General features: G+C 33.6%; 20 protein-coding genes. 8 read left to right on the forward strand and 12 right to left on the reverse strand.

Annotation, left to right across the window (positions count from 1 at the left end):
• Positions 1-23: 23 nt before the first annotated feature.
• Both Q1A73_RS10655 and Q1A73_RS10660 read right to left on the reverse strand, forming a co-directional pair.
• Positions 24-2879 (reverse strand): TonB-dependent receptor, encoded by a 2856-nt coding sequence (locus Q1A73_RS10655; protein ID WP_299605144.1) that lies wholly within the window; start codon positions 2877-2879, stop codon positions 24-26.
• A gap of 383 nt (positions 2880-3262) precedes the next feature.
• Positions 3263-3622 (reverse strand): nicotinic acid mononucleotide adenyltransferase, encoded by a 360-nt coding sequence (locus Q1A73_RS10660; RefSeq protein ID WP_299605147.1) that lies wholly within the window; start codon positions 3620-3622, stop codon positions 3263-3265.
• A gap of 539 nt (positions 3623-4161) precedes the next feature.
• On the opposite strand from Q1A73_RS10660, the gene Q1A73_RS10665 reads away from it, so the two are divergent.
• The 3 genes from Q1A73_RS10665 (at position 4162) to Q1A73_RS10675 (ending at position 8457) form a co-directional block, all read left to right on the forward strand.
• Positions 4162-6549, forward strand: coding sequence for an inorganic phosphate transporter (locus Q1A73_RS10665; protein ID WP_299605150.1), 2388 nt, complete (start codon positions 4162-4164; stop codon positions 6547-6549).
• A 145-nt stretch (positions 6550-6694) separates the two neighbouring features.
• A complete protein-coding gene (locus tag Q1A73_RS10670) occupies positions 6695-7378 on the forward strand; it encodes a response regulator transcription factor (RefSeq protein WP_299605152.1) in 684 nt (227 codons plus the stop codon).
• A complete protein-coding gene (locus Q1A73_RS10675) occupies positions 7378-8457 on the forward strand; it encodes an ATP-binding protein (protein WP_299605155.1) in 1080 nt (359 codons plus the stop codon). Before Q1A73_RS10670 ends, Q1A73_RS10675 begins: the two co-directional genes overlap by 1 nt.
• On the opposite strand, the gene Q1A73_RS10680 is transcribed toward Q1A73_RS10675, so the two are convergent.
• The gene (locus tag Q1A73_RS10680) at positions 8395-9450 is read right to left on the reverse strand and encodes a glycosyltransferase (RefSeq protein WP_299605157.1); all 1056 of its coding nucleotides are present in this window, start codon (positions 9448-9450) and stop codon (positions 8395-8397) included. The two genes, Q1A73_RS10675 and Q1A73_RS10680, sit on opposite strands and share 63 nt — an antisense overlap.
• A 419-nt stretch (positions 9451-9869) precedes the next feature.
• Between Q1A73_RS10680 and trmB the strand changes: the two genes are divergently transcribed.
• From trmB to Q1A73_RS10695, 3 genes are read left to right on the forward strand one after another with little or no spacing between them, the layout of a single operon-like run.
• Positions 9870-10544, forward strand: coding sequence for a tRNA (guanosine(46)-N7)-methyltransferase TrmB (gene trmB, locus Q1A73_RS10685; protein WP_299605158.1), 675 nt, complete (start codon positions 9870-9872; stop codon positions 10542-10544).
• A 14-nt stretch (positions 10545-10558) separates the two neighbouring features.
• Positions 10559-11194 (forward strand): LysE family transporter, encoded by a 636-nt coding sequence (locus tag Q1A73_RS10690; protein ID WP_299605159.1) that lies wholly within the window; start codon positions 10559-10561, stop codon positions 11192-11194.
• 10 nt (positions 11195-11204) lie between these two features.
• Positions 11205-11540: an MGMT family protein gene (locus Q1A73_RS10695; RefSeq protein WP_299605161.1), complete on the forward strand. Its 336-nt coding sequence runs from the start codon at positions 11205-11207 to the stop codon at positions 11538-11540.
• Positions 11541-11566: 26 nt separating this feature from the next.
• Here the strand turns inward: Q1A73_RS10695 and Q1A73_RS10700 are convergent, their stop codons facing one another.
• Positions 11567-12397, reverse strand: coding sequence for a hypothetical protein (locus Q1A73_RS10700; protein WP_299605164.1), 831 nt, complete (start codon positions 12395-12397; stop codon positions 11567-11569).
• A gap of 176 nt (positions 12398-12573) precedes the next feature.
• Here Q1A73_RS10700 and Q1A73_RS10705 point away from each other — a divergent pair, with 176 nt between their 5' ends.
• Together Q1A73_RS10705 and Q1A73_RS10710 are read left to right on the forward strand one after the other, a co-directional pair.
• Positions 12574-13716, forward strand: coding sequence for an Mrp/NBP35 family ATP-binding protein (locus Q1A73_RS10705; RefSeq protein WP_299606346.1), 1143 nt, complete (start codon positions 12574-12576; stop codon positions 13714-13716).
• A gap of 3 nt (positions 13717-13719) precedes the next feature.
• On the forward strand, positions 13720-13959 hold the full coding sequence (locus Q1A73_RS10710; protein ID WP_027394883.1) for a NifU family protein: 240 nt from the start codon (positions 13720-13722) through the stop codon (positions 13957-13959).
• Between the two features lie 43 nt (positions 13960-14002).
• Here Q1A73_RS10710 and Q1A73_RS10715 read toward each other — a convergent pair whose 3' ends face one another.
• The 8 genes from Q1A73_RS10715 to Q1A73_RS10750 all read right to left on the reverse strand — a co-directional run bounded on the left by Q1A73_RS10715 (position 14003) and on the right by Q1A73_RS10750 (position 23377).
• A complete protein-coding gene (locus Q1A73_RS10715) occupies positions 14003-15139 on the reverse strand; it encodes an acyltransferase family protein (RefSeq protein WP_299605167.1) in 1137 nt (378 codons plus the stop codon).
• Positions 15140-15248: 109 nt separating this feature from the next.
• A complete protein-coding gene (locus tag Q1A73_RS10720; RefSeq protein ID WP_299605170.1) occupies positions 15249-16427 on the reverse strand; it encodes a helix-turn-helix domain-containing protein in 1179 nt (392 codons plus the stop codon).
• Between the two features lie 12 nt (positions 16428-16439).
• Positions 16440-17336: a metallophosphoesterase gene (locus Q1A73_RS10725; protein ID WP_299605173.1), complete on the reverse strand. Its 897-nt coding sequence runs from the start codon at positions 17334-17336 to the stop codon at positions 16440-16442.
• Between the two features lie 66 nt (positions 17337-17402).
• Positions 17403-17837, reverse strand: coding sequence for a hypothetical protein (locus Q1A73_RS10730; protein WP_299605175.1), 435 nt, complete (start codon positions 17835-17837; stop codon positions 17403-17405).
• A 95-nt stretch (positions 17838-17932) separates the two neighbouring features.
• Positions 17933-19555: a hypothetical protein gene (locus Q1A73_RS10735; protein ID WP_299605177.1), complete on the reverse strand. Its 1623-nt coding sequence runs from the start codon at positions 19553-19555 to the stop codon at positions 17933-17935.
• 16 nt (positions 19556-19571) lie between these two features.
• A complete protein-coding gene (locus Q1A73_RS10740; protein ID WP_299605179.1) occupies positions 19572-20717 on the reverse strand; it encodes an NAD(P)/FAD-dependent oxidoreductase in 1146 nt (381 codons plus the stop codon).
• Positions 20714-21160, reverse strand: a complete 447-nt coding sequence (locus tag Q1A73_RS10745) for a hypothetical protein (protein ID WP_299605181.1) — start codon at positions 21158-21160, stop codon at positions 20714-20716. Before Q1A73_RS10745 ends, Q1A73_RS10740 begins: the two co-directional genes overlap by 4 nt.
• 6 nt (positions 21161-21166) lie before the next feature.
• A complete protein-coding gene (locus Q1A73_RS10750; RefSeq protein ID WP_299605183.1) occupies positions 21167-23377 on the reverse strand; it encodes a LodA/GoxA family CTQ-dependent oxidase in 2211 nt (736 codons plus the stop codon).
• Between the last annotated feature and the right edge of the window lie 10 nt (positions 23378-23387).

A 23387-nucleotide genomic window follows, 5' to 3' on the forward strand; every position in this document is an offset into this window, starting at 1 on the left:
TATTCGTGTTCGTTTTATGTATGTTAAAATGTATATTTAAATTGTAATCCAATGTTTACACCTCGTTTATAACTAGATAGAGCAAACTCTTCTATTGGATTAATTTCGTTATTAGCGTTTCTGCTGAATGGAATTCCTAATGTTGTAAGAACATCTTCTGATATGGTAGCGTTTTCACGTACTCTTTCGATTGTTGGGTTCAACAAGTTTTTAACACTTAGGTTGATTTCAAAGTTGTCACGTACCTTGTTTTTCCATACAAAATCTAATGTTGGTACTCCTTTTTCTACAATATTTCCTAATTGTCCAGCTCCTAAAGCATCAATACGATCAGAGAAATAAGAGAACACTAGGTTTGCTACAGGTTTGTAATCGCCAAAAGTTGGTGTATAGCTTACATCGGCATTGATTAAGAATGGTGATGCACCTTGTAATTGATCAGAGTCTCTGTTAAAATTGGTGTTGAATGTACCAGAAACTGTTTTTAAATCTTGTCTGGTAGAAGTGTAGGTAATATTTACACCAGCAGAAAGAAGGTTTTCTTCTTCAGAAGTTTTTAATAATGCCTTACGTGCTTCTAGTTCTATACCAAATACCTCTGCTTTGTCTCCTGTTCTAAAGAAACGTTGTGTTCCGGTAGCATCATTTGCAGATACTAAGTTTACAGGGTCATTGATCTGCTTTGCAAAAGCTGCGACAGAGAATATCTGACCTTGATCGAAGAACCATTCGTATTTTAAATCTAAATTAATGATCGAAGAGAATGCAGGATCGTTTAATAGATCTGGGTTACCTCCAATACGATCGGTTACATTTTCATATACAAATGGAGCAACTTCTTTAAACTCTGGGTTAGAAACTGTTCTACTTACCGAAAAACGTAAGTTTTGATCTTCATTTAAAGCATATTTCACGTTTAAACTTGGTAATAAAAAGGTTTCAGTAGCTTCATTACGTCCAGGATTGTTAAATGCAAGATTGATTACATCATATTCGATACTCTGGTTAAAAGATTCTACACGTAACCCAGGAACAAATGTCCACTTGTCACCATATTTATAGATAGCATTTGCATACAGTGCATGAATATCTAAGTTTCCAGTATAGGTGTTTTCTGCAAGTCCTGGAAGGTTAGTGTCTCCTAATCCGATAGAAGGATCTAATGGATTTATCACCACTGTATTATACGTAACGCCTAAGTTGTCGATACTAAAGATTGAATTGAAATCATTAACATCTGTAACTTCAGTTCTTGGTTCTATAATACTTAGTCCAAAACGTTGGTTATCAAAATCACGTTGCTTGATTCTTCCGTTGTACCCAAAATTAAAGGATAAATTTTCTTTATGCTCATACGCTACATTTACACGACCGTTCCATTCTTCGTCTTCAATGTTTTGGAAATAACGTTGGTTGTCGAAATCTACGTTACGGAAAAGAACTGGGTTTGTAGTAGGATCATTATCCAATGCCAAGTCGAATTGTTCTAGAGCGATACGCTTTCTGTCTGGTTGGCGAGCTAGTACACTGTTAAAACCAATTCCGTAGTCAACTTTTATTTTTTCGTTAATGTTACTTTTTCCAGAAAGTTGGTTTACATAGATCATGTCTTGTTCGAATTGTACATTTTGTGTAAAGAACCCAAAATCATCAATATCGGCGATGGTGTTACGGTTAAATCCGTTTCCATCGATTCCAAAACGTCCTACTTCATCTGTAGCATCATTAATGAATAAAGAGGTGAATTTTAAGCTATGATCTGAATTGATACGATATACAATATTTGTCATTGCAGTAGTAGTTCTGCTATATTCAAAAATTTCAGTATCTCTAAATATTTGGTTTTCTGCTGCAGTTACATTGGCTGCTTCCCCTCTTAGGTATTCGTAACTGTTTCCAAAAGATGCAGTTCCAAATATACTTAGCTTAGATTCTTCGCCAATATCCCAAGATTTTCCTGCTGTAATAGATCCAGAAAGCCCAACAGGTCCTTCTGATGAGACAGGATCTACTCCATGAGATAGTACGACAGCAAAAGGATCATTTTTATATCTATTATAGAACCCAAAGAATCCTGTACCTTCACTTTTTACAAATCTCTCGCCAATAGCATTGGTATTTATACTATTCCCTAAATCAGCATTTATATAAGCTTTTCCTACATGTTCTTTAGCAATTATATCTACATTACCAGCAGCGAAGTCTCCATAAAAATTAGCAGCATAGGTTTTGCTTACTCCAATATTTTGGATCACATCTGAAGCGAACAACCCAAGATCAATATTTTTCTTGTCTACATTGTTTGCAGGTAGCGATAATCCATTAAACGTGGTGTTTAGATATCGATCCCCTAGACCTCTAACGTATACATTACCACCACCTTCTTGTTTTGAGATTCCTGAAATTTTAGTAACTGCAGCTGCGGCGTTACTTACTCCTTTGTTAGAAAGCTCTTGTGCACCAATACTTTGTTTTTGTACTACGGCTCCTTTTTGATCCAAAAGAAGTGCTTGCACACTTTCTTTTTTTCTACTAGTGGTTTTAATAACAACTTCATCTAAGGCAGCTGCACTTGCACCGATAGTAGCATTTACTGTGGTAGTCTCATTGGCTTTTACAACAACTTCTTTTTCTAAAGTTTCATAACCAACGAAGCTAAATTCTAAGGTGTAGGTTCCTGGAGTTACATTTTCGATAGTGTATAAACCATCAAAATCTGTGGTAGTACCTTTGCTCGTGCCTTTTATAAGTACGTTAGCAAAAGGTAACGGTTGATTGTTTGCTTCTTTATCAAGCAAAGTACCGGCTATAGAGCCAGTTTCCTGCGCACTAACTATTCCAACAACGAATAGTGCACAGAGAATGACAATTTTTCTCATAACGTGTTCTAAATTCGGTGCAAATAACGTTAGCTATTGTTACCTGTGCGTTACTGAAAAATTAAATAAGAGTGATTATAGTGTTACGTAATTGTTATCTGAATGGAGTGTTTTTCATAACTTCTTTTCTGAAAATTGAAGCTATTTAATATTTAAAAACCTAATAATCAGTTTTTTGAAATATTTTTTTCAGGTGGTTATCTAAATGTTAACAATACATTTTTTCTGATTTATTGTAAAAATATATTTAATAATTGTTTTTATAAAAAAGTCAAATTTGTACATCTACAGGATTGATTTTTACTCTAAAAACAGCATATAAAAAAAACGCTCGAAATATTTTCCGAGCGTTTTCACATTATAAATTATTGTAGCAAATTTTACTATTGTTTGTAATTTACAACTACGTCACTTTTATTAGACCATGTTGTTACAGAAGCAACAGAATTGTCTGAATAGTTTACTTCTGATAATTTTTCACCTTCCCAGAAGAACCATTTTCCAGTTTTTACACCATTTTCATACTGTCCCATTGAGATTTTCTTTCCTGTCTCATCATAAGACTTCCATTCTCCGTGAAGTTTTCCTTCTTTATTGTAAAACCCTTGTTGACGAATTTCACCATTGTCATAATAATACGTTCCTTTTATAGTATTTCCTTCTTTTTCGAAAGTAGGTTTCACGTCTTGTGCCATAATTGCACCAGAAAAAAGAACTGCTAATGTTAATACTAAACTTTTCATACTATATTTTTTATTGGGGTGTTCTTAATGATTACATTACAAATGTAACATTAATTTTACTTTTAAACAACATTTAGGTAACATTAAATTAACATTAAACCTGTAAATAATTATAAATCAGTGTTTTGTTTTGTAAACAAAAAGGTTTGTTATGATTTTTTGTAAGGTTTAACAGTTGTATGTAAGATACAATTTGACCGTTTGCAGTGAAAAAAAAACAAGTAAAATCACTTTACAAAGTAACTGAATCATAGGTTTTATTGTTTTTTATTTACTTTCATGCTTTTGAGATTGCCAGAAAATAAAGGCTATATGAGATTGCTTATTAATTCATCAAGGGATTGATATGTTTTTTATTTTGAAATATATTTATCACAATCAATTTCAAACCCTTGTATATTCATTGTAAATCAATTGTTGTTTTTAAAGAATGCAAACTGCTTTTCGATTATGAAATAGTGTAAAAAAGATAACATTTCAATAACATACGGCAAGATTTTTAGTAACACTTTTGTGGTTTATAAGATTGTGAAGAAAATATGAACGATATTTATATTTTGATGATTGTTGCTTTAGCTTTTTTGGCTATTGCTGATTTGGTTGTTGGTGTTAGTAATGATGCCGTTAATTTTTTGAATTCTGCGATAGGTTCTAAAGCCATTTCATTTAGAACTATTATGATAGTTGCTAGTGTCGGTATTGCAGCTGGAGCTATTTTTTCTAGCGGGTTAATGGAAGTTGCCCGTAAGGGGATTTTTGTACCAGGAGAGTTCTATTTTGATGAAATCATGATCATTTTTATGGCAGTGATGATTACCGACATATTGCTGTTGGATTTCTTCAACACTCTGGGGATGCCAACTTCAACAACGGTATCTATTGTATTTGAATTATTAGGAGCAGCTGTTTGTGTAGCCTTACTTAAAATTGCTGCAGATGCGGATCTTTCTGTTGCCGATTTAGGTAACTATATAAATACGAAGAAAGCTGGTGAAATCATCGCGGGGATTTTATTGTCTGTAGTGGTAGCTTTTTCTGTAGGGGCTTTCGTCCAATATATATCTAGGCTTTTACTGTCTTTTAATTTTGAAAAGAAAGCTAAATGGGTAGGATCTTTATTTGGAGGTATTGCCTTAACAGCAATTTTATACTTCATATTTATTAAAGGTATTAAAGGAACCAATTATGCAAAACTAATTGTAGACACTGTTTCTAATGATACACGCTTAGGATTTTTAGAATGGGCAAATGCTTATTTCGAAACCTCATATGAAACGCTAAAAGAAATGGCAAAAGCTAAAAAAGATCTTTTTAAGATCGATGCGGAGGCTGGAACCATCTCTACAACCTTAAGAGGATTTTTGGAAACGAATGTATTTACCATAGTTGTCTCTGGGTTTACATTACTCTCATTGATTTCTTTTGTAGTAATGAACTTTTTAAAGGTTAATATTTATAAGCTTATAATAATAGTAGGAACTTTTGCTTTAGCACTTGCTTTTGCAGGAAATGACTTAGTGAATTTTATAGGAGTTCCTATTGCGGCATATGAAGGGTATGAAATGTGGAGTGCATCTAATATACCTGCGAATGAATTTTTAATGAGTTCTTTGAGTGGAAAAGCAGAAACCCCGACATTATTTTTATTAGGAGCAGGATTAATTATGGTACTCACACTTTGGTTTTCTACAAAAGCCAGAAATGTAGTAAAAACCTCCATAGATTTATCTCGCCAAGGAGAAGGTGATGAAAAGTTTCGACCTAATTTTCTGTCCAGAGGTGTTGTTAGAGGTACCGTTTTTATTTCGGAAGTAATTTCTTCGATTACTCCAGCAGCTTTTAAAGATTTTTCCGAAAAGCAGTTTGAGGAAGTTCCAGTTGCGGCTACGACTAGAAAGGAAGATCTTCCTGCTTTTGATATGGTAAGAGCTGCAGTAAATCTTATGGTAGCAGGCGTGTTAATTTCCATCGCTACTTCTATGAAACTTCCACTTTCTACTACCTATGTTACTTTTATGGTAGCAATGGGTACCTCTTTAGCAGATAGAGCTTGGGGAACAGAAAGTGCTGTATATCGTGTGGCAGGAGTATTAAATGTAATCGGAGGATGGTTTTTTACAGCGATTAGTGCATTTTTGGCAGCAGCTTTAATTGCTTTCTTGATTAATTTTAATCAGCCAATTATGACTGGAGTGTTACTTCTAGTAGCAGTCTTTTTATTGGTTAGAAATACCATTAGATATCGAAATAAAACAAGAGCGGATAAAGCAGAAGATAGTCTAAAAAAATCTGAAAGTAGCTCTATACAAGGAGTGATAGAAGAGAGTGCTGACAATATCAAATCTTTTGTAAATCGAGGGAATAAAATCTATGGAAGTACCATTGATAGTTTAGCTAAATATGATCTTGCATCCTTAAAAAAGAGTAGAAAAGGGATCGCTAAATTGGAAACGGAAGTAGAAGAATTGAGAGATAGTATCTTTTACTTTATCAAAAACCTTGATGAATCCAGTGTTGGAGCCAGTAGTTTTTATATTTCTATTTTAGGGCATTTAGAAGATATTACACAATCCTTGGAATATATATCTAAAAATAGTCACAAACACGTAAATAATAATCATAAGAAACTTAGATTTAATCAAATCAAGGATCTAAAAGAAATTGAGGACCAACTACAGGAGTTTTTTGGGAGTATCAAAGATGTTTTTGATACCAGAGAATTTGGAAAGTTGAATGCTATCATCGAAGAAAAACAAAATCTCTTTACCTTAGTTACAGATAAAATTAATAAACAAGTAGAACGAACAAGAACAGAAGAAAGTAGCCCTAAAAATACAACTCTTTACTTTGGGTTGTTGATGGAAACTAAAGATCTTGTAACAGCTACTATGAATTTATTAACTACCTACAGAGATCATCAGGATTAGATGATTATAGAATATCTCATAATGTTAGCTTAATGTTAAGGTTATGAAATATTTATGTTAGTTTATTGTTTATAGGTTCTATAATTAGCGATACTTCATTTTAAGCTAGTATATTTACCACTACTGAAGTAATTCAATTAGAAAAATGAATAAAAAAGACATCACCATTTTACTTGTAGACGACGAACCTGATATTTTGGAAATTGTAGGATATAATCTAACTACCGAAGGTTACAATGTCTTAACAGCAGAAAATGGAAACGAAGCTGTAAAAATTGCAAAAAAGAAAAAACCACATTTGATTATTTTAGATGTAATGATGCCAGAAATGGACGGAATCGAAGCTTGCGAACAGATTCGTAAAATACCAGATTTGCAAAATACCATCATTACCTTTCTAACTGCGCGTGGAGAAGACTATTCTCAGGTAGCAGGATTCGATGCTGGAGCAGATGATTATATCACAAAACCTATTAGACCAAAAGTTTTAGTAAGTAAAGTAAAAGCATTACTTCGTAGACTTAAAGAAAATGATGCTTCCGAAAATGTAGTGAAGATCGGTAATCTTGTTATTAATAGAGATGAATACAAGATTGTAAAGGATAAAAATGAAATTATATTGCCAAGAAAAGAATTCGAATTATTATCTTTATTAGCCTCAAAACCTGGTAAAGTCTTCAAAAGAGAAGATATATTAGACAAAGTTTGGGGTAATGAAGTGATCGTTGGAGGACGTACTATAGATGTTCATATCCGAAAGCTTAGAGAAAAACTAGGTGACGATAGTTTTAAAACCATAAAAGGGGTAGGCTATAAGTTTGTGATATAATGGCAGAAAATTTTAAAAGATCGTACAGGTTTGCATACCTGTCATCTTTATACATAACAATACTACTAACGCTCATAGTGAGCGTTTTTTTATATGTTCAGAATCAATTTAATATTCTGTTTGTATTAGGCTTTATCATTATATGTTATGGAGTTGCTTTTCTAATTATTCAGTATCGAGTTCAGAAATTTATTTACCGCAGAGTTCGAAAAATTTATGATGATATAGAAATGTTGGATGTAGATACCAGAGGCGAAAGTCCGGTTACTACCGATATGAGGACCTTGATAAAAGAGGTAGAAAAATTTGCGCAAAAACGTAAAACAGAAATAGAAACATTAAAAATCAGAGAAGATTATCGTAAAGAATTTATGGGTAATGTTTCTCATGAGCTCAAAACCCCTTTATTTACAGTTCAAGGGTATATACTAACGCTGTTGGATGGAGCTATGAATGATCCAGCGATTTTAGATAAATACCTTAACAGAGCCAATAAAGGAGTGGAAAGGCTGATTTATATCGTAAAGGATTTAGATATGATCACAAAGCTCGAAGTTGGTGATCTTAACTTAAATTATACCAATTTTGATATTGTAGAATTAGTGCAAAGTGTTTTTGATCTTTTTGAGATGAAAGCCGCTAAGAAAAATATTGCTTTGACTTTTGATATGAACTATCAAACCCCGATCATCGTTCATGCCGATAAAGAACGTATTCAGCAGGTATTATCTAATCTTATTGTAAATTCTATTAAGTACGGAAAAGAAGATGGTACTACAGAAGTTAGCATTGAAAATTTAATACGCAATAAAGTAATTATTAGAGTTACGGATAATGGGGAAGGTATTGCGGAGGCACATATACCTAGACTTTTTGAACGTTTTTATCGTGTGGATAAAAGTGGTTCTAGAAAAGAAGGAGGTTCTGGTCTAGGACTGGCAATTGTAAAGCATATTATCGAAGCGCATCACGAACGTATATATGTAGAAAGCGACTATCGAATTGGAAGTGAGTTTTCATTTACTTTGGAAAAAGTGAAAAAGTTCCCTGTAGTCGATGTCAGTACTAAAACTGCTTAGTCCTTTATACATATTAAGGTCATATAATTTTTTTAAGGTAAACTCATTTTGTTTACAACTTGGAACCAACTTATTATTCGTTAGACGCTGAGCAAGATATTCTTGTTCAAATTGACCAGGAGTAGGTATAAAGAATGCTTTTTTCTTAAGTTTTGCAAGATCCATTACTGTAGTGTATCCGGATCTGGATATGATAATATTACTACTGTTAATGGTATTTTGAAGTGCAATGCCTGTTAGGTAATTATGAACGGTAATATTATTCTTAACATAGGTTTCGTGTTGATCTTCGATGACACCTCTTACAAAAACGATTTTTTTGTCACTACGTTCAAATTCTTGAAATAATTTCTTCTCCAATAAAGTGCGCTGAGGTTCTGGTCCAGAAAGCAATACCATAATATCATATTTCTTTGGCAAATTCTGGTAATTGAACCTGCTTAAAGGTCCTAGATAGGTAACCGGAATATTGCTTCGTTTAGGATGTCCTAATTCTCCACTTAAACTTGGATCGTCGGCCATGTCTGGTACCCAGCAAACATCAAATTTTTTGATATACTTATTATGAATTTTTGTACTTATAGAAGTTGTACTTCCACTTAATACCGTTAGCTGATGTGTAATAAAAACTGATGGGAGGCTTTTATGTCTAACACCCATTCTATTATCCGATATAATGCCATAGTAATCATCAGATTCTATAATTTTTTTAGTAGCCTTTTTTTCAGCTGTAATAGCATGAGCAATTTTTGGACTGTTTAAGAGCATCTTTAATTTAAAGTTACTAGCCTTTTTGGAATACTCTATATTATAGGAAGGAATTTCTTTAGCAGTTAAGTTTGGAAACTCCTTTTTAAGCAATGCAAGAGCTACTCCATCAGAAGCAATAACAGGTTCAAAACCTTCATCGATTAATGCGTTTATTATAGGAATACAGCGAGTAGCGTGACCTAATCCCCAATTTAGCGGTGCAACAAGAACTTTTTTACTCAAAATCAGTTGTTTTGTAAATTAATCATATAAAAAAAGACATCGTCTAATTTTAAAATTAATAGTATTCTCGTAAGTATATATTTCCTTAATTTTACCAAAAAATTATGTTTAGGTTAGTGAAGCTTTACATTCAAAAGCGAAGTGCATTGCATGTATTAGCTGAACTAATCCCGTTGAAGAATGGGATCCATTAGATTATGTGTTTACATTCAAAAGCGAAGCGCATTGCATGTATTAGCTGAACTAATCCCGTTGAAGAACGGGATCCGTTAGATTGTAATTTACATTTGAAAGAGAATCTAATATGAGTATATCATCTTAGTTGTTTGATCTTTTTTAGAAGTAAAATAAATAATTGAGATCTGAGCGTAACATAATCGGCATTAAACAGTCAAATACATATAAGAAGAATAAAATCAGTGGGAAGTAAAAACAAATTAAAGCGTTTTAACGAAAACAAAACTTTTCAGAATGTGGTAGAGCCAACCAGGGAGGAAGTGTTGAACAATGCTCTCGGTTATAAAGGGAAATGGGGTGAGAAATTTTTTAAAAACCAAAATCCGATTGTATTAGAATTAGGATGTGGTAAAGGAGAATATACTGTAGGACTAGCAGAAAAATATCCAGATAAGAATTTTATAGGTATCGATATTAAAGGTGCTCGATTTTGGCGTGGTGCAAAGACAGCCATCGAAAACGAAATGAAAAATGTTGGTTTCATTAGAACACAAATCGAGCTGGTGGAGTATATTTTCGATGCTAATGAGATCGATGAAATTTGGATCACCTTTCCAGACCCTCAGATAAAATATAAGCGTACAAAACATAGAATGACTAACCATCAGTTTTTACAGCGATATAAAAATATCTTAAAGCCAAATGGTATTATGCATCTTAAAACAGATAGTGAGTTTATGCATGGATATACCTTAGGATTGTTACATGGAGAAGGCCATGAAGTACTTTATTCGAACCATAATGTATATCATCAGGAGGGTTCGCCAGAAGAGGTAACTTCTATTCAAACTTTTTATGAAAAACAATACCTAGAACAAAATAAACCTATAACTTACATCCAGTTTAAAATTACCTAAATTGCGTCATCGATTTGGAAACTACTAAACTCTTTTTAGTTACTTTTTTTGCTTCTCTAGTTGGAGTAATTCCTCCAGGATTGATCAATATGACGGTAGCTAAAACGTGCTTAGAAAGGGGGAAGAAAAATGGCATTTTGGTAGCCATTGGAGCATCTTCCATAGTTTTTGTACAGGCATTATTCGCAATATTACTAGCAAAATATATCTTCTTTAATCCGTATGTAAAGAATATGCTACTTAGAACAGGAGCAGTGATATTTTTTTTAATGGCAATTTATTTTTTTGTGAAGGCAAAACAAAGAAGAACTAAAATGAAGGTATACAAGCATGCAGGTTCTCGCAGTTTTTTTAAAGGAGTAATGATGTCTCTGGTAAATGTATTACCGATACCTTATTTCTGTACTATAGCAGCTGCCATGAGTGTAAGTGGTAAGATAGAATACGATGCGCTTCGAATTTTTATATTTGGAATTGCAGCAGGAGCAGGAACTTTTGTAACGCTCTATTTTTATGTATTATCGTTTTTAAAGATTGAAAAGAAAACTGCTTCTATTACCAAGTATTCTAATTATTTTATGGGAATATTGATGCTTATTTTAGTAATGCTTACCGTTGCAAGGATAATTTATACCTGGAATGAAGGATAATAGGAACACTATGAGTACTAATACAGACAATAATTTCTTTGATAGGGTATATGAGGTGGCTAGATTGATTCCGTACGGAAGAGTGACATCTTACGGAGCTATCGCTAAATATCTTGGAGCTGCAAGAAGTGCGAGAATGGTTGGTTGGGCTATGAATGCATCTGGAAAACAAGAAGATGTACCTGCACACCGAGTAGTAAATCGCAAAGGTGTATTAACTGGCAAACATCATTTTGAGGGTACTAACTTAATGCAGCAGTTATTAGAAAGCGAAGGTGTAGAGGTGATTGAAAATCAAATTCAAAATTTTGAAAAATTATTCTGGGATCCCATGAAGGAGCTATAATCATAGTGAATTAAGAACACTAGTTTTTAAATAAAAAGACCTAACCCAACCGAAATAGTAGAGAAATTAAATCCACCAATTCTCAAGTATTCATACCCTCCAATTATTTTATATTGATTGATATGATAATTCAATAAGCTGTTTAGTCTATTTGAAGAAAAAGAGTTGATAAAAGATTGGTTGTAATTGATTTCAATACTCAAAGGATTTATAAAGAAATATTCTGCACCAATACCGTAGGTAAAACCAAATTCTTCTACCTCGCCAGCAATATATGTAGCTCCTACACCCCAATAAGCATTAAATTTTTCTGTTCGGATTCTGTTATATTTAGCAAGAATGGTATAGGTAGCCAGAGAACTATTGCTATAGAAAGATTCATGTTCCCAGAGCTGTAGATAATTAGCTTCTAAACTCATTCTTTTTAAAAATCGAAAATCTATATGAGCAGTATTGCCATATAATTGGTCTGTATCTTTTAGGAATCTATTAGCGGCTGTAATTCTGTATAGATTCGTGTCTGCTCCCCAATTATATGAGTAATTACCTTTATTGGAGATAAAATAAGGGTGTTTGGTAATAAATGCTTTACGCCCTTTATGTTTTCTTTCCATCGGGCTTTCTATTAATCCATAGTACGTGGCATACAAACCAATCTCCACAAAAACTTTGGTAATTCTTCCTAAATTACGATCATTTTGAGATAAAAGATTATCCGAGCTATTAGGATTAGTTCGAAATATATCAGCGTTATTTTCCTTGGATAATCGCTGTTGTGCAGTTTCTAGTGAACCTTGACCAGAAGCTGTTAGTGCAAAAAATAACAAAAGGCAAATCATGCCGATAATTCTTTTCATTGGGGCTACAGATTTTAAATCTTAATAGCCAAAAACACAAACTGTACCATTTTGGAAAATTTCATTATCAGCATTGCCAATATTATGATAATTCATTTCAATTTATAGGTTTTAGAATCTTAACTTTTAGAGCTATCTTTGCAGTTAAATTTGCTTTAGGAAAAGAATTATTACAAATGAAGTTAGAAAAATCAGAGATCATAAAGGCTTTAGAGACTATCACAGTTGCAGGAGAAGGTAAAAATATGGTAGAAAGCGGAGCTGTGAAAAACGTAATTACTTTTGGTGATGAGGTGATTGTAGATTTAGAACTGTCTACACCAGCGCTACACATCAAAAAAAGAGCTGAAGTTGATGTGATGAAGGCTATCCACGCTAACGTCTATGAAAAAGCTAAGGTAAAAGTAAACATTAAGGTAAATGCTCCAGCACCGAAACCTCAGGAACCTAATGTAATCAAAGGGAAACCAATACCAGGAATTAAAAATATTATTGCTGTTGCCTCTGGTAAAGGAGGTGTTGGTAAATCTACAGTAACTTCTAATTTAGCAGTTACCTTATCCAAAATGGGATTTAGTGTAGGACTTTTAGACGCTGATATTTATGGGCCTTCGGCGCCTATTATGTTTGATGTAGAAAGAGAAAGACCCTTATCAGTAAAGGTAGGTGATAAATCTAAAATGAAGCCTATAGAAAGCTATGGAGTAAAAATATTATCGATAGGATTTTTTACACAACCTAATCAGGCAGTAGTTTGGAGAGGACCCATGGCGGCAAAGGCATTGAACCAAATGATTTTTGACGCTGCTTGGGGAGAGTTAGATTTCCTTTTATTGGATTTACCACCAGGTACAGGAGATATCCATTTATCGATTATGCAATCTTTACCTATTACTGGTGCGGTGGTAGTAAGTACTCCGCAAAATGTAGCATTAGCAGATGCTAGAAAAGGGGTTGCTATGTTCCAACAAGATAGTATTAAAGTTCCAGTTTTAGGAATTGTAGAAAATATGGCTTATTTTACTCCAGAAGAGCTTCCTAACAATAAATATTATATCTTTGGAAAAGAAGGAGCCAAAAATCTTGCAGACGATATTAATGTGCCATTTTTAGGAGAGATACCTTTGGTACAGAGTATTCGCGAAGCGGGAGATGTAGGTCGCCCAGCGGCATTGCAAACAGCTACTTCTATAGAGAAGGCTTTTGAAGAATTGACAAGAAATGTGGTACAGGAAGTTGTGAATAGAAATGAAAATTTACCACCTACAGAAGCAATTAAAATAACAACAATGGCAGGATGCTCTGCAGTAAAAAAATAGAAAATGACATCTGAAGAATTAAAGATTAATGTAGAGAAAGCACTCGATGAGATCCGTCCGTTTTTAGAAAGTGATGGAGGTAATATCTCATTAGTAGGTATTGAAGATGATAAGAGAGTCAAAGTTCAGTTAGAAGGAGCTTGTGTAGGTTGTAGCGTAAATCAGATGACATTAAAATCTGGAGTAGAGATGACCATTAAAAAATATGCTCCTCAGATCGAAGAAGTTGTAAATATAGAATAATCTATATTTCGTTAATACAAACAAAAGCATATGCTCAAGAGGATTATTTCTCTTGAGCATATGTTTTTTTAAGACCAAATAATGGTTGTAAAAACGGGATTTTTAGAATGATAAAATGGTAGATAATCCAGCTAATTAAAAAAGTTCCTAATACCATAATGATAAATTTCAGAGTGATATTCCATTCTAAATTCATCAGATAATATCCTATACCTACAGTAATAGTTTGATGTAGAATATAAAAAGGATATACGGCTCTATTACAATATGCAAGGATGTTACTTCTTCTATTTAAATACTTAGCCGCATAACCAAATAGTACTAATATCCATGACCATAGATTAACTACTTTTACCATACCTTCTGAGAAGTGAATAATTATGCTGTCTTTACCGATTACCCAGATGATAGTTTGTATGATGAATGCAATAATTCCAATCCACAATGCTTTTTGTTTAAATAATTGAATTCGTTCCCAAAAAATAGATTCGCAAGAGATTAACAAGAATCCATAAAAAAATAGTACCATAAAATTGATAAATGTAAACCAGTCATCTATTAGTGCGTGGGTTACTGGGAAAAATGGTTCTATTAATGTTTCTATGAGATATAAAGGAATGATGAAAATATAAAACCCAAAAGGTTTTGTTAGTTGCCTTGAAAGCCATTGTATTATTTTAGTATGTCTGTTTTTCAGGAATACCAGAATGGGATATAGTAACAATGAGTATAGAAATAAGTATGGTAAAAACCACAAATGGTGCCAGCTGACATTACCTTCTGGATAGACTCCTGTATACGCTTCTGTAGTTAGATATGAAAAATAAGACCCTACAAATTCGTTTGTGGCTAATCTTTCAAAATAAATTTGTGGAGGTACAATTAATAGCATACCAAAGGCTAAAGGAATACCCAACCGTAAGAAACGTTCTAGATTAAATTGCCATAAACTTCTTTTGGATAAAGCGTAATAAGTTCCCATTCCCGAGATTACGAATAAAATAGGAAGCCGCCATTGATTAAGGAATAACATAGGCCACCGCATTCCTTCTGAGATGTCATTGTTTTTAATATGCCATCCCCAAGGAACGAAAAACATTCCTACATGATAAAAAATAAGCAATGCAAATACGATTACTCGTAACCAATCTAAGTCGTATCGACGAATTTTTTGATCCATAACTTTTGAAAATTTGTTTCTCCAAAAGTGAAATAAATCTCTTTTTATTAAAGCAAAAAAGTGTCTAAATACGTCCTATATTGTAATACTACACTTTTTTTAAATGGTGTTAAGATGTATTTTGTAAGGTTACAAAAGCTTTCGGAGACAATGCTACATGTTTTTTGAAAGCATTGTAAAAAGCTGATTTTGAATTAAATCCTACCGAGTTGCCAATAGCTTCAATAGTAAGATGAGCATATTCTGGATCTGTTAGTCTTTTTTTAGATAGTTCGATTCTATATTGATTAATAAAATCATTAAAATTTAAACCAGTAGAGGTGTTGATGATTTGTGATATGTAATTAGCACTCGAATTTAATTCCTCAGATAATCTTTTTAAAGAAGCTGTATTGATTAAATAAAACTCTTTACTTTCTACGAAGTTTTTTATCTCGTCTATAGAAATTTCTTGTCCCTTATAACTAGAAGTTTCATATTTATCTGCAATCCAGGAGTTTTCGAAAAATCTCGATTCTGATAACAAAACAATACCTGTTATAGTAACTATTATAGTATGAAAGATAAAAATATAATGATCCCCTCCATCATCATCATAGTTTAAATACACTATAAAAATCAGTAAGAAAAATGCAAGTAATCCTATAGACGTATTCTTAGAAAAATCGAATTTGTCAATCCTAGTATGTTCCGAATTTATCTTTGCTCTTTTGGCTTTATGTATGATGATAAGACGAATAGAAAGTACTATGTAAAAAACAAAACTAAATAAAACTAACCATCGGAACTCATCCTTTATCAATTGATACGTGTAATCTGTGTTTTCTGGAACTACAGCTCTTTTTACATTAGGATAGTAAGCTCCTAAATATGCATTTACTTTTACCGAAATAGGTTCTAAATAATACTGTATTTGTGTAAAAAAGTATAGAATAGCTGGTAAGAAATGTACACTATGCTTTTTTATTGTAATAGGTTTTCTAACCAGAAGAGAGTATACAAATAAGTAAATAGATGGCGCTAAAAGTAAAACTAAAGGTTCTGTACTGTCATTAAAATGGAGTACATATTTTATCAAACCTGTATAACATAAAAAAACATCTGTAGCTATAATGGATTGTATAAGTAATGACCACCCATAAATTCTAAATGCTTTACTTTTTTTAGAAGTTCTTAGAAGAATTACCAAACTGATTAGTAATCCTATAAATATACCAAGACTAATAAAATAGGAAGCAAAATTATGTCGTATAGGAATTTGATCTATGATCTGCTGTACTTGTTCCATAGCAGCAATGGTTTATTCTGTAATAAAATCTGTTAACTTCTGAGGTCCTTCTAACGGGACTCTAATTATTTTTAATGTACCACCATCTGTTGTAGCAATTTGCCATTTGATTAGCGTGATACAACCATTTTCAATTTCAATTCCAGTAATTGATCTGGGATGTACACAGCTTCCATCATTAAAAAGTGCTAATTCACCTGCTTCTGGAAAACGAGGGCGATGCGTATGCCCTATGATTGTAAACTGATTTTTGTGATTCGAAATCCATTTTTTTATTCGCTTCTCTACTTTTTTAGTCTCTCTATAGTTTTTAGCAGGGCTTGTAGGATCTGCAATACCCACTACCTGCAAAGGTTTCCACAACACGCGAACCAAAAATCGATTGATTCTCCACCCAACATAGTTCATAAAGTCTGCCTGATGGCCGTGTAATAAAAAAATGTCTTGTTTAGTATTTGTATGTCTTAGAATAATTGCTTCATGATATTCAATATTTGGAAAAAGAGGAACATCATCATCAATCTTTCGATCATAAAAAGAACTTAGATACTTTTTTACATATTTTGGATCTCTATATACCATATCATGATTACCCCAAATCATTGCTAATCTATCATTAAAATAGAATTTCTGGAGTAATTCATACACATTTTTATGTGCTCTTAGAATAGTTTCAAAATGTATATTTTCCCATAGTTCATCTCCATCTCCTAATTCGCAATAGGTAAATCCTTCGCTAAAGTAATGTTGTAAAGCATGGAAATAAATATTACGATTATTCGCAAAATCATCGGCAAAACTGTTATCACCTCTATGGCAATCACTAAAAAGAATAAACTTAGAACTGTCATCAAAAGGGATAACTTTTGCGTTTTCATAAGCGCGATCCAAACGGGATTGAGATGACATAGAAGGTACTTTTTGTATAAATATACAATACTCTATGTTTTTTAAAAGCGTAGTACTTGATAAATATTATGAATGACTAAGAGTTCGATTTTTTCTTAAATGGAAATTACTTAAAATCATTAAAAAAGCTACAATATATAACCACCATGTTTGATTGTAGTTTAGATAATAGGCAATAAGTAAAATGAATAATCCAACGGTGTATACTATAATATTGATCCAGGATTTATTTTTATAATGCTTCCACATTAAAATAATACTTCCCAAGAGGAATAGAGCAAGTATTACATATTTCCATTTAGAATTATATTCTAATTGATCGAAACCGATGTAACTAAAAAATGAAGCATAAGCAGCCCAACAAAATGCACATTTAGGAAATAAAAAAAACACAACAGCGGATAGTATATTTAGAACACTCATCCTTTTTGTAGAGCTACCTGATAGTTTATTAGCATTTTTGGTAGTACAAGAGCAAGGTTTATTTTTAAATGTATACATATTGCTGTTGCGTTTGGTTATGAAACTTGACTCGATAATTGAGATTACATAATACTTACGTAGTTTTATCGAAAATTAATTTTAAGCGAAACCGTCTATTTTGAGGGTTTTTTAGGCACACCTTTTTCCCATTGTGCTTTGCCTAATAACCAGCTAAAATCACCACTGAGCTGATCTCCAGAAGTTAGCTTTCCGTTCTTGTACAGATAGATGCCAGCACTAGAGTGACATCCCATACAGCTTTCTGTACCAAAAATAGTAATATCACTTACTGGATTTGCTTCCATTAAATTTGAGGCAGATTGATTCCCTCCCTGAAAAAAGGTCTCCATTGTGATATTGGTAAGTAATGCAAGATTTGGATTTCCACCAGGTTTGTTAACTACAGATTCTGGTACTTTATAACCACTTTCTGTGTGATTGCCAGGAGGGACATTCTGATCTAACGGATATTGAGTATCGATTAATCGATAGTATTGCCAAACACTTTTTTGTTGTTTAAAATAGGTCTGCATTTTTTCATTAATTCGCTGTACTCTTACGGGTATATCTACCATTCGTTTTGCCTGAGTTTTCATAACATCACTGTTGGCAAAATATTTATCCGTACTACTACTAGAAATTGTCCAGAAATCTCCATGAACTCCTTTATTATGAGTATATGTCGTTCCGTTTTTTGTAACATCTATGTTTACAGGGCAAATTTCGCAGTTAGGGTCTGTAAGTGATGGAGGAATCACTGTAGTTTTTCCGTCTTTTTCAATTACATTTTGATCTAAATTATCAATATGCTCAAAAGTGGACCATACCCATTGTTTGCCTGTTGGTGTTTTTTGACTAATATGAAAACCAATCATTCCTAAATCTTTTTTAACTAGTGAAGTGCCATCTGGCCCGATAATATATCCTTCTTCCGTATAATATCGATCTTTATAATCCTTGTCAGTAAGTATTTTCCATGCAAATTTGATTTCTACAGCTCCTAATTTATTCTCCTCATAATTCCCTTTAGGAAAATTAGCAATTCCAGTTTCTGAGAACTTAGTCTGACCATTAATATTATAAAGTTTATTAGAAACGATATAATCGAACTCCTCTTTATTCATGAGTACTTCATATACAACTACATTTCCGTTTTGATCAAAAAGTTTTCCGGCGAATGCCTGATCTACTTCATCTGCGATATCAAAGTTTTTACTGCTTGTAGGTGTGTTTTTAGAAAGCACTACACGTGCATCGTTATTAGATAAAATAGCATCTGATAAACCTAATCCCGAGGCAGTTCTTGGGCTTCCCCAAGGAGCTGGAGTTTTTCCGTCTGCTCTGTACACCTGAAATGCTTCTTTCCATCCTAACCAGGTAGGTTCTCCTTTATCTGTAAATTTTTCTGTTGGCTTTCCTTTTTCATCTCTTGGCCACATAATTGCAATAAAAGCTTGCCAACTGTATTCATTGAACTTTTGATTTAGTCCGAAAATGTCTTTTTTGTCTTTGAATTTTTGCTGAATTACTGGATTTACATCTACTGGAATATCGGGAGAAAATGTTACAGGAGCTGGAATTTTTTTGTAATCATTAGTATTTACAGTAACTTCTGCAGTATCGATCTGCTCTTTAACGGTAACCTTGTCTTTACAAGAAAAGAATAACATCGAGATACATGGGATTACCCAAAGCTTATTAAAATAGGTGTATAAAAGTTGTTCTGTGCGTTTCATAATATATAATTTTAGGTTAATTAGTTATTGTTTGTAATCGCTGTCTTCTTTCCCAAAATGAAGAATTAGGGTAACGTCGTTCTTGTGCGTAGTATTCTTGCCTTTTTTTTAAGTACCCTTTATAATCTTGCGTAATAATGTATTGGTACTTTGGTAACGCTAAGGGATCTCCTTTTAAAAAATCAACAGTAGCATAAGCTGCAAATTGACTCATTGTTAGAGATTTGAAAATTCCTAAAGAAGAAATAGGATCGTAGCTGGATGCAGCATCTCCAACAGCCAGCCAGGAATTACCGACAGATGAGCTTAGAAATTGGGTATGTGCAGCAACGATTTGTGGTTCTATGAGACTTGCTGAGTTTTCTGTTCTCGAATTTGTATGGTTTGTTTTAAATAGGTGCTTGTCAAAAATATCGGTTCTGCGAATTTGCATTTTATTTGCAATATCTGCATCTGTCATGTATGCAATTACCAGTTTTTCATTAGGTAGTGCAGCGCTATACCACCATCCATATGTATCGGTTTCTACAAAGGTGCCAGTACCTAAATCTGTTTTATTAGAATTGGCAATATTATAAAAGCGGTAAATACCTACCATTCGATCTTCTTTTATTTTAGTTACTTGTTGAAGACATGAAAAAGCAGCTTTTTTTCCTGTAGCATCAATAACAAAACGGGATTTGATAATTGTTTGTTTCTGATTTGAATTGGTCTTTAAATACCAGAATTCGGATTTTTTTTCGGAGGATAAGACACTAGTTTTAAATTGTATAGATACTCCCTTTTTTTTGGCTTCTTTTATCATAAACTGATCAAAAGTCAGTCTATCCAGATGCCAGCCATATCCATAAGTAGAATACATATATTCATTATGATACAATTCAGAAGAACCCCATGAAGCAGAGGTACCATAAGACTGTTGGAAATTACACTTTACGAAAGAATCCCAAATTCCTAATTGTTGTAATTGCTGAGATGCTTGTGGAGGAATGGTTTCTCCAATTCTTGGTAAAGAAGCATCATTGGGTAGCATATTGCTTGCTCGTTCTAAGATCGCAACAGATAAAAATGGCGCTTTATTTTTTAAGGCTATTGCTGTTGCGCATCCTGCAACTCCTCCACCTATAATACAAACATCATATGTCAGTTTTTTGCTGGTCATGAACTAGAATCTTGTTTTACGGCGATCCATTGAGCAACCACTCCAGCTGGAGCTGTAGATTTACTATTAGGCCCTGTAGGATGAGGAATTGCTCTAACGATAGATCCCACAATTGCAGGGCGTTGGTCAACGCCATTCATCCAGTTTGGTATGAAATATCCTAAATAATTATAGATCCATTCGGCTCCTCCAACAATACCTTTTCCTTGGAATTGTAACGTGAAAGGATTGCCGTAGCCAATTGATCCTTTTAGTTTTAATTCCCATCCAGGACCATAAATCAAACCATCTAATGTTTGAAATGGAGCTTCATTTATTTTTATGTTTCCCCTTCCAAATTCTAAAGAGTCAAAGTCTGCATCCAGATCAGGATTACTTAGAAAACTTCGATAGGTCCATATGCCGGTTAGAATTTCCGGTACAGAGTTAATAGCTGTATTCATAATTTTTTAATTTGAATTATTTTCTTTGTTAGATTCCCCAGAACTTTGACCTAAAACACGATTACCTGGTTGTACAGGGTCTCCTAATGCTTCATTATTACGTTCTACCTGATAGAATTGTCGTGTGATTCCTTCTCCTTCGGATATCAAAAATCCAAGATCTTTCCAAGCCTCTACCATTTGAAGATCTCCTGCATTGTTGTTAGGTATTCCAGATGCCCAATACACTTGAGAACCATTCAAAGATTCAGGAACTACAATAGGTCTATGTGCTGGCCACCAAGGAATATTATATGCTATTTGCTGTTCTACAGGATCACCAATGGATTCTGGATAAATATTGTTCCATTTTTCGTAGGTAGTATTGATGTTTTGAAAAGTACATTCATGAAAATCTGCTTGCCATGGAATTCCAATATACTTTGTAAGATCTCCAGGTTCCATTCCAGCAGCGATATTAGGTGCAGTACTTCCATCCTTGTTTGCAATAGGTTGCGGAATGCTAAGTCCTCCAGCGATATAAGTAGCATGTTTTATTCTATAAGGTTCGCTATAGATTGCAGGATTGTCTACAATCCATGAGAGTTCTCCTCCGGGACAAAAAGCACCACCCAATACATTACTTAATACGCCTCTATCAATTCCAATCCCTGTTGTTGGGGGGGTTGCCCAAGGATTTGTGCAGGATGAGTTACTTTCTCCCCATTCATCGCATTCATTTACAAACTTTCCATTTGCCCATTGTTTTAAGAAAAACAGTTGGGTTTCTGTCATAGAAAGAAATTTTTGAGGAGCGGTATTGGTTAATGGATTATCTCCACAAAGTAGTGGCATCAATCTTGGCTTATTAGAAGTTAGGTTGTAATTGCCTTCTACTTCATACGCATTGAGTTGATCCGTTTTCCTCATGATTCCATAAACAAATTGTCGTAACCTGTAATAAGGGTCTTTTCCGTTTTTTGGTGGAATAGAAAGTGTTTTATAATCTAGATTACCTCCTGTTCCTCTATTATGAGGATCACCACCGCCAAAGAAGTCAAAGACAAAAGTGTACTTAAAATCATCTGGTCTTCGTAGTTGTGGCCATAATTCTTTATAAAATTTTGGATAATAATCTGGATTGTAATGTGCTTCATTTCTCCAGATATCAAATTCTTCGGGTGTTTTTGGACTATTAGTTTCTTTGGTAAAAGGAGGAACTCCAAATACCTGTGGATCATAGGCCATTTTACGTACAAAAAGATCATACATCTTTTCATCCATGGTAATCATATCTTCCATTTCTGGCACATATCTTGGATACCCGACGACTACCCATGCTGGGACTTGTACGTCCATCATTCCTGTAGTTTTTACCTTTTTTTCTTTATCACCATCATAAACGGTATCCATAAATGTGTATTCGATCTTGGCGGTTACGGGGCCATCGGAAATATCATCAAACCACCCATCATTATTTACAAAACTTTCGATAACTGGAGTTTTGGTAGATCCTGAATTTCCGTTTCCGCCTAATACGATCAATCGGATGTTTTTTTCTTGTTCATTTACTAATAAACTGCCTAAGGTTTCAATAGTATTTGGTTGAATATCCGAAGGAGGAAATGTTTGTGGATAGGATACCTTTTTGTATTTGCTGGTATCGGTTTTTTTACTTTCTGAACCAAATTTTGCAAAAGATCCTCTATTGTTTTTTAGGTTTACGGTTAATGGTCCAGGATCGATAATCAGCTGTCTTCGAAGATCAGGTTGTGTTACTTCTGGATTGCGAAGTGGATGATCAGGAGCATACCCTTGTTGTCCGTTGGTTTCCTGAAATTCATACCAGGAAGCTTTTTTATTGGCTAGATGAACCGTCCAATCAATGTCTGTAACTTTTCCTTTTACAATTCTTGGGGCAGTAACTGCAGTCTCATATACAAAATTGTAACTGCCTCCTACTTTAATTTCTTCTCCTTTAGTGTCTCCATTTTCATAGGAGAAAATCCTGAATCTTGCTGCTTGTTTTTTGATTTTAGATAAATCATTACTGTCTTTAAAAGAACTAACCCTTATAGGGTTTCCTTTAGAGTCTTTTTGTTCTCTTCCCATTTCATCACAAGCAATTGGTAAGGTCCCAGGTTGTTCTGGAGTTAGATAAAAATCGTCATCTGTATTACCAAGCCTTGCGATTCCAATACTTGGGTGAATTTTAAAAGTGGTATATGTATTGTCCATTATGTGTTGC

It is taken from the genome of uncultured Aquimarina sp. (genome assembly GCF_947492115.1).
In the GTDB taxonomy this organism is placed as follows: Bacteria; Bacteroidota; Bacteroidia; order Flavobacteriales; family Flavobacteriaceae; genus Aquimarina.

What these genes read in the sequence shown, in the direction of transcription:
- Q1A73_RS10655 (WP_299605144.1), bottom strand. Translation starts at nt 2,879, where the DNA reads ATGAGAAAAATTGTCATTCTCTGTGCACTATTCGTTGTTGGAATAGTT.
- Q1A73_RS10660 (WP_299605147.1), bottom strand. Translation starts at nt 3,622, where the DNA reads ATGAAAAGTTTAGTATTAACATTAGCAGTTCTTTTTTCTGGTGCAATT.
- Q1A73_RS10665 (WP_299605150.1), top strand. Translation starts at nt 4,162, where the DNA reads ATGAACGATATTTATATTTTGATGATTGTTGCTTTAGCTTTTTTGGCT.
- Q1A73_RS10670 (WP_299605152.1), top strand. Translation starts at nt 6,695, where the DNA reads ATGAATAAAAAAGACATCACCATTTTACTTGTAGACGACGAACCTGAT.
- Q1A73_RS10675 (WP_299605155.1), top strand. Translation starts at nt 7,378, where the DNA reads ATGGCAGAAAATTTTAAAAGATCGTACAGGTTTGCATACCTGTCATCT.
- Q1A73_RS10695 (WP_299605161.1), top strand. Translation starts at nt 11,205, where the DNA reads ATGAGTACTAATACAGACAATAATTTCTTTGATAGGGTATATGAGGTG.
- Q1A73_RS10700 (WP_299605164.1), bottom strand. Translation starts at nt 12,397, where the DNA reads ATGAAAAGAATTATCGGCATGATTTGCCTTTTGTTATTTTTTGCACTA.
- Q1A73_RS10705 (WP_299606346.1), top strand. Translation starts at nt 12,574, where the DNA reads ATGAAGTTAGAAAAATCAGAGATCATAAAGGCTTTAGAGACTATCACA.
- Q1A73_RS10710 (WP_027394883.1), top strand. Translation starts at nt 13,720, where the DNA reads ATGACATCTGAAGAATTAAAGATTAATGTAGAGAAAGCACTCGATGAG.
- Q1A73_RS10715 (WP_299605167.1), bottom strand. Translation starts at nt 15,139, where the DNA reads ATGGATCAAAAAATTCGTCGATACGACTTAGATTGGTTACGAGTAATC.
- Q1A73_RS10720 (WP_299605170.1), bottom strand. Translation starts at nt 16,427, where the DNA reads ATGGAACAAGTACAGCAGATCATAGATCAAATTCCTATACGACATAAT.
- Q1A73_RS10725 (WP_299605173.1), bottom strand. Translation starts at nt 17,336, where the DNA reads ATGTCATCTCAATCCCGTTTGGATCGCGCTTATGAAAACGCAAAAGTT.
- Q1A73_RS10730 (WP_299605175.1), bottom strand. Translation starts at nt 17,837, where the DNA reads ATGTATACATTTAAAAATAAACCTTGCTCTTGTACTACCAAAAATGCT.
- Q1A73_RS10735 (WP_299605177.1), bottom strand. Translation starts at nt 19,555, where the DNA reads ATGAAACGCACAGAACAACTTTTATACACCTATTTTAATAAGCTTTGG.
- Q1A73_RS10740 (WP_299605179.1), bottom strand. Translation starts at nt 20,717, where the DNA reads ATGACCAGCAAAAAACTGACATATGATGTTTGTATTATAGGTGGAGGA.
- Q1A73_RS10745 (WP_299605181.1), bottom strand. Translation starts at nt 21,160, where the DNA reads ATGAATACAGCTATTAACTCTGTACCGGAAATTCTAACCGGCATATGG.
- Q1A73_RS10750 (WP_299605183.1), bottom strand. Translation starts at nt 23,377, where the DNA reads ATGGACAATACATATACCACTTTTAAAATTCACCCAAGTATTGGAATC.